This window comes from Thermosulfurimonas sp., from assembly GCF_015491435.1.
GTDB lineage: Bacteria > Desulfobacterota > Thermodesulfobacteria > Thermodesulfobacteriales > Thermodesulfobacteriaceae > Thermosulfurimonas_A.
Genome location: NZ_WFVX01000033.1, coordinates 1 through 5835 on the forward strand (window position 1 = coordinate 1; position 5835 = coordinate 5835).

The following is a 5835-nucleotide window of genomic DNA, read 5'->3' on the forward strand; positions in this document are numbered from 1 at the left end:
GGATTGTATGCAGGCCAGAAAATTGCTGGAAGCCTAGGCCTTTTTGCCCTTCTTAAGTTCCTCCACGAATTCATCAATAGGGTTTTTACGTTTACCGGCTTTCTTAGGAATATTTACCCCGCGCTTGCGTAATTCGCTTACCACTTTGGTAACCTGAAAGCGGCTTATGCCTAGCTTTTCGGCGATCTCCTGGGAGGTCATTTTATGATAATTTTCATAAATGAAACGGACATCCTCTTTAGTGATCATTCTGCTTCTTTTGCGTGCCATGCTCTACCCCTCCTTTTCTGGATATGATACTTTAACCTTAATAGATTGATTTTGTTTGTCAAGAGTTTAATAGGAGATTTTGATGCTTTCTAAGCGAGTGAGAATTTCAGAATGGGTTAAATCGTGATGGAGAGGCGTAATGCTTATATAGCCTTGTTTCAAAGCTATTACATCGGTTTCCGGGTCTTCCTCCATGAATTCCTCTCCGCATTGCCAGTAATAAACATTCCCGTGAGGATCCAGACGCCTTTCAAAACGCTCTCTTAGTCTATTGGTGCCCTGACGGGTGAACTTGATGCCTTTTATCTGTTGTGGAGGAAGATGGGGGATGTTGACGTTCAAGCAGAAGGGAAAGGGAAGAGACCAGTGGAAGACTTGATCTACCAATACAGAAACGAAATAAGCGGCAAAACAGTAACTTTCCTGGCGATAAGCATCCAGGGATACAGCCAGGGCCGGCATGCCCAGGATGGCGGCCTCGGTGGCTGCGGATACCGTACCGGAATAGAGCACGTTGATGCCCACATTGGCGCCCCGGTTGATCCCGGAGATCACGAGATCCACCGGGCCCACCAGTTCGTAGAAGGCGAGTTTTACGCAATCGGCCGGGGTGCCGTTTACCGCGTAGCCCCGAAATTCGCGGCCCCGGCGGACTGTTCTTACCCGCAGGGGAACGGAAAGGGTGATGGCATGGCCCACGGCACTGCGCTCGGCCTCCGGGGCCACCACAATGACCTCATGATCCAGGGAAAGACACCGATAGAGCGCACACAGCCCCTCGGCATAGATGCCGTCATCGTTGGTGAGAAGGATCCTCACCGCGGTTTTCCCCTTCCCTGCCCCGGTGTTCCTCCTTCCAGATGAGATAAAGCATGCACCCCGAGCGATGGGGACAGTAGTCGTGGGGGTGACGACACCCTCCGGAAAGAGGGACTTCTTCTTGATATTTCATGCAGAATCCTTTTTCTTCCATGGATGATTCCTCAGGTTCGGTATTCGGCATTGATTTTAATATACTCGTAGGAGAGGTCGCAGGTAAGGAGTTCGGCTAAGGCTCTTCCCCGGGAAAGCCTTATCCGGAGCGTGAATTCCGGACGGCCCATTTCCCTTCGGGCCTCCTCTTCGGAAAGGCCCTGGCCTTCTCTTACCAGGGGCACCTGGTTCACCAGGATCTCCACCCCCTGCGGATCAAGGCCCAGGCCGAGTTTGCCCAGGGCCACCAGGATCCGCCCCCAGTTGGGGTCCTCGCCGAAGAAGGCGGTCTTTACCAGGGGGGAGTCGGCCACGGCCCGGGCGAGCCTTTCCGCCTCCGCCGCATCCCGCGCCCCCTCCACCCTTATACGCACCACCTTGGTAGCTCCCTCCCCGTCCTTTACGATGAGGTAGGAAAGTTCCCGGCACACCTCAAAAAGCGTCTCCCGAAAGGCCTCCTCCGCCTCCCGGGGAAGGGCTCCGGCCCTTCCATTGGCCAGGAGATAGACCGTATCGTTGGTGCTGGTGTCTCCGTCAACGGTGATGCGATTGAAGGATTGCTTTACCGCCTCGGGGAGGAGGCGCCTCAGGCTTTCGGCCGCAACTCCGGCGTCGGTAAGGAGGAAGGCCAGCATGGTGGCCATGTTCGGGGCGATCATTCCCGCTCCCTTGGCCAGCCCCAGGATCACAGCCCCGGTGCCCGGGACCTCCCGGCTTACCACCTTGGGAAAGGTGTCGGTGGTCATCATGGCCCGGGCCACGAGCGCGGCCTTATCCGGGGAGAGACCGGAGACGAGCTCCGGAAGACGCTCTTTGATCCGGGAAACGGGGAGCCGGGTACCGATGACCCCGGTTGAGGCAGGAAGGATCTCTTGCGGCAAGATTCCCAGGTTTTGAGCCAGATCCGCAAGGATCTCCCGGGCATCCGAAATCCCCTCCGGCCCGGTGCAGGCATTGGCGCAACCGCTATTTACCAAGATGGCCCGTACGAATTCGGTTTCTTCAAGGCGTTTTTGGCCCAGAAGGACCGGTGCGGCCTTAAAGTCGTTCCGGGTAAAGACCCCGGCCCAGGCCGCCGGAACCTCGGAGAGGATCAGCCCCAGGTCCGGCCGCCCCGGATACTTGATCCCGGCTTCCACCGCGGAAAAGAGGAACCCCTTCGGTACAAACATGCCCTTATCTTAAATCCATTTTTCGGGGTTGACAAAGTAGAGAATGTCTATTAACTTATCTACAGAAGCTAAAAGCCAGGAGGTTCGAGATGGCGGTCTGGAAATGTGAAAAATGCGGGTTCAGTAAGGAGAGTCGGTGTAAACCCCGGAAGTGTCCGGAATGCGGTGAGTCCGGCACCTTCGTAAAGGAAGGGGCCGGGGCCAAGTCTTCGAGCCGGGGCGGATGTAAGAAGTGTAAGTAGGCTTGTTTCTGTCCCCCCTCCCTGCCTCCCTCCTCCTGCGGGGGCCCGCAACGGGCCCCCGCTTCTTATTTAAAGACGTTTTAAGAGCCGAGCGAGATAGGTCACGCGGGAGACCTTTTCAAGCACCAGAGTGAGGTTCACGGCCTCGGAAAGGTCCCGCCCCACGCTTACGGCCCCGTGCCTTTCAAGGACCGCCACCCGGGCTTTTCCCAGGGCACAGGCCACGGCCTCGGCAAGCTCCTTAGTTCCCGGGGGCTTAGGCGGAACCCGGGCCACCTCCCCGAGAAGGATCTCCCCCTCATAAAGGAGGTGCTCCCTGAAGTCATGCCCGGCAAGGCTTAGGGCTAAGGTATAGGGGGGATGGGTGTGCACCACCGCGTGGACCTCCGGGTGACGACGATAAATCTCAAGGTGCATGAGAAGCTCCGAGGTGGGTCTTCCGGAAAGGATCCTCCCGGAAAGATCCACCTCGCAGATCTCCTCCGGGGAAAGCTCGGCCTTAAGCCCCCCTGAAGGGGTGATGAGGATCCTCTCCCCCTGCCGGGCCGAAAGATTGCCCTCGCTTCCGGAAATAAGTCCCTCCCGGGCGAGAAACCGCGTGTAGCGGGAAAGGGCCTCGCGCATGGGATCAGAGGTGATAGCGGGCAAGATGTCCGGAAAGATCCGGCTCCTTCTCCGGCACCCTTACCGCCTCTTCATAGAGGGGCTTTTCCGTGCGGTAAAAGATCCCGATGGGGATCTCCTCGGCCTCGTAGGTGTAGCTCCAGCGGCGGGCTAAATGCCAGGCGGCCTCAAAGTCCGAAGGGTCGTGCTCCGGGCCGATCTCCCGCACATGTCGGTTATAAAAATCGTAGGTGTTAAAGAAGGTGTAGCAGGGCTGAAGGACATCAATAAAGGCAAAACCCCGGTGATTTAGGGCCTCGGCGATAAGCTGGGCTAAGTGCTGGGGACGGCCGGCGTAGCCCCGGGCCACGAAGGTGGCCCCGGAGGAAAGCATGAGTTCCAGGGGATTGATGGGGGATTCCGGGCTTCCCTTCGGGGTGGAGCGCCCCTTAAAGCCCTTGGGGCTTGTGGGGGTGAACTGCCCGGTGGTAAGGCCATAGACCGAGTTGTTGTGCACGATGAAGGTGAGGTCCAGGTTGCGCTTGGCGGCAAAGATGAGATGCGCGATCCCCTCCCCGTAGGCGTCGCCGTCTCCGGCATGCCCGACCACGGAAAGCTCCGGCCGGGCCATCTTGATCCCCCAGGCCACGGGAAGGACCCGCCCGTGGAGGCTGTAAAAACTGTTTATCGCCACATAGTCCACGATCTTTCCGTGGCAGCCGATCCCGGAGACTAAGACCAGGCGGTTAAGCTCCGCGCTCCGCTCCTTAAGCACCCGTTTTAGGGCCGTAAGGATCCCGAAATTCCCGCAGCCCGGACACCAGGTGATCTCCGCATAGGTGGCAAGGGGGTCTTTCTCCTGGGCAAGACTCATCTTATAACCCCCGAGACCCGTTCCTCAAGTTCCTCCACCGTAAAGGGCCGCCCGTCGTACTTAAGGATCACCTCATCCACCCTAAAGCCCCGGGCCCGAAGGAGCCTCGCCCCCTGGCCTGTGGCGTTGGTCTCAGCCACGATAAGGCGCCTTACCCCTTTAAGGGCCTCGGAAAGGGCCCTTTTCGGGAAGGGTTTAAGCACTAAGGGCTGAACGAAACGAAGATTCAGGCGCCGCGCGACCTCAAGGGCCGCCCCCCGGCTTGAGCCCCACACCAAAAGGGCCACCTCGCCCTCCCCCTCAACGGAAATCATCTCTCTCCGGTCAAGCTCCGCGCAAAGGCCCTTTTCCTTGCGCAGACGTTTTTCCTGCATCCTTACGATGGCCCCGGGCTCCTCGGTGGTGATCCCGTAAGGGTCGTGCTCGTAGGAGGTAATCTTGACCACCGCCTGCGGGTCCCCGAAAAAGGCCAGAGGCGAGACCCCGTCCTCGGTGATCTCGTAGCGCCGGTACTCTCCCTGCTCCTCCCGGGCCTTAAAGCTTACCTTTTCCACCCCGTTTAGCGGAAGCTCCTGGTGGAAAAGGCTTTCGCTTAAGTGCTTATCGGAAAGAAGGAGGACCGGGGTCTGGTAGTGCCAGGCAAGGGTGAGAGCCTTTGCCGAAAGAGAGAAGGCCTGGGCCGCATCCCCCGGAGCCAGCACCACCCGGGGAAACTCCCCGTGTCCTGCGGAAAGCACGAACTCAAGGTCGGCCTGCATGGTATAGGTGGGAACCCCGGTGCTCGGCCCTGTACGCTGGCATTCCACGATCACCAAGGGGATCTCGGCCTGACCGGCAAGGCTTAAGGCCTCCACCATGAGGGCGAACCCTCCGCCGGAGGTCCCGGTCATGGCCGGGGCCCCGGCGGCCGCGGCTCCCATGGCGCAGAGCACGGCGGCAATCTCGTTTTCGGGATGGATGGTGGTCACCCCCAGGGCCTCCCCGTGCTGGGCGAGATAGTGAAGGATGGAGGAGGCCGGGGTCATGGGATAGGCCACATAGAAGCGAAGCCCCGCAGCTACCGCCCCGAGGGCGATAGCCTCGTTTCCGAAGAGGGTGGGATACGGGGCGCAAGAGGGGCGGGGAAAGGTAAGGGTTCCCTCCGGGGTAAGCTCGTAGCTTTTCCGGGCCACGGAAAGGTTGATCTCTTTGGCCTTGGGGAGATCGCGGCTCAGGGTTTCCTCAAGCTCCGAGAGCGGAATTCCCACGGTCCTTGCCACGGAGGCGAGCGCCGGGGTGTTCCGGGTTATAGGAGGAGCGGAAAGCTCCTTTACGATTTCCTTCCAGGGCACCCCTATCCCCTGGGCCTCAAAGGCCGAGGAATCGTAGAGGATGAGCCCCGGGGGAGAAAGCTTTTCCCGGTGACGCTCAAGGGCCTCGCGGTTTAGGGCCACGAGGAGGTTTATGCGGCTGCGGTGCGCAAGGACCGGCTCCTCGGCGGCCCGCACCACGGTGAAATTGTGCCCACCCCGGATGAGGGAGGGATAGTCATCGTAAAGGAAGACCCTTAAGCCCCGGCGGGCCAGCAACCGGGCCCAGAGTTGCCCTAACTGACGGATCCCGTCTCCGGCCCGGCCCCCGAAAAGAACGGAAAAGTCAAAATTAGACACGAATATCCTTTATCCACTCGCGGTTTTCTAAATACCACTCTAGCGTACGCGAA

General features: G+C 59.2%; 8 protein-coding genes. 1 reads left to right on the forward strand and 7 read right to left on the reverse strand.

Annotated features, from left to right (window positions below):
* Nucleotides 1-33 precede the first annotated feature (33 nt).
* From F8J34_RS01270 to argJ, 4 genes are all read right to left on the reverse strand, one after another.
* Complete coding sequence (locus tag F8J34_RS01270) at nt 34-270, reverse strand: HTH domain-containing protein (protein ID WP_297055647.1); 237 nt, start codon at nt 268-270, stop codon at nt 34-36.
* A gap of 66 nt (nt 271-336) precedes the next feature.
* Nucleotides 337-1089: a 5'/3'-nucleotidase SurE gene (gene surE, locus F8J34_RS01275; RefSeq protein ID WP_297055649.1), complete on the reverse strand. Its 753-nt coding sequence runs from the start codon at nt 1087-1089 to the stop codon at nt 337-339.
* A complete protein-coding gene (locus tag F8J34_RS01280; protein WP_297055652.1) occupies nt 1064-1222 on the reverse strand; it encodes a hypothetical protein in 159 nt (52 codons plus the stop codon). Before F8J34_RS01280 ends, surE begins: the two co-directional genes overlap by 26 nt.
* Before the next feature lie 31 nt (nt 1223-1253).
* The gene (argJ, locus tag F8J34_RS01285) at nt 1254-2414 is read right to left on the reverse strand and encodes a bifunctional glutamate N-acetyltransferase/amino-acid acetyltransferase ArgJ (RefSeq protein WP_297055656.1); all 1161 of its coding nucleotides are present in this window, start codon (nt 2412-2414) and stop codon (nt 1254-1256) included.
* Nucleotides 2415-2503: 89 nt separating this feature from the next.
* Here argJ and F8J34_RS01290 point away from each other — a divergent pair, with 89 nt between their 5' ends.
* Nucleotides 2504-2656 (forward strand): RCKP-type rubredoxin-like domain-containing protein, encoded by a 153-nt coding sequence (locus tag F8J34_RS01290; RefSeq protein ID WP_297055658.1) that lies wholly within the window; start codon nt 2504-2506, stop codon nt 2654-2656.
* A 69-nt stretch (nt 2657-2725) separates the two neighbouring features.
* On the opposite strand, the gene F8J34_RS01295 is transcribed toward F8J34_RS01290, so the two are convergent.
* The 3 genes from F8J34_RS01295 to F8J34_RS01305 are packed head-to-tail and all read right to left on the reverse strand — an operon-like array spanning nt 2726 to nt 5782.
* The gene (locus F8J34_RS01295; protein ID WP_297055661.1) at nt 2726-3304 is read right to left on the reverse strand and encodes a class II aldolase/adducin family protein; all 579 of its coding nucleotides are present in this window, start codon (nt 3302-3304) and stop codon (nt 2726-2728) included.
* On the reverse strand, nt 3285-4133 hold the full coding sequence (locus F8J34_RS01300; protein ID WP_297055663.1) for a thiamine pyrophosphate-dependent enzyme: 849 nt from the start codon (nt 4131-4133) through the stop codon (nt 3285-3287). The genes F8J34_RS01295 and F8J34_RS01300 overlap by 20 nt, the downstream gene beginning before the upstream one ends.
* On the reverse strand, nt 4130-5782 hold the full coding sequence (locus F8J34_RS01305; RefSeq protein ID WP_297055666.1) for a 2-oxoacid:acceptor oxidoreductase subunit alpha: 1653 nt from the start codon (nt 5780-5782) through the stop codon (nt 4130-4132). Before F8J34_RS01305 ends, F8J34_RS01300 begins: the two co-directional genes overlap by 4 nt.
* Between the last annotated feature and the right edge of the window lie 53 nt (nt 5783-5835).

Bases quoted from the DNA above. Each gene is read 5' to 3' on its own strand.
- F8J34_RS01270 (WP_297055647.1), bottom strand. From the start codon at position 270: ATGGCACGCAAAAGAAGCAGAATGATCACTAAAGAGGATGTCCGTTTC.
- F8J34_RS01280 (WP_297055652.1), bottom strand. From the start codon at position 1,222: ATGAAATATCAAGAAGAAGTCCCTCTTTCCGGAGGGTGTCGTCACCCC.
- argJ (WP_297055656.1), bottom strand. From the start codon at position 2,414: ATGTTTGTACCGAAGGGGTTCCTCTTTTCCGCGGTGGAAGCCGGGATC.
- F8J34_RS01290 (WP_297055658.1), top strand. From the start codon at position 2,504: ATGGCGGTCTGGAAATGTGAAAAATGCGGGTTCAGTAAGGAGAGTCGG.
- F8J34_RS01300 (WP_297055663.1), bottom strand. From the start codon at position 4,133: ATGAGTCTTGCCCAGGAGAAAGACCCCCTTGCCACCTATGCGGAGATC.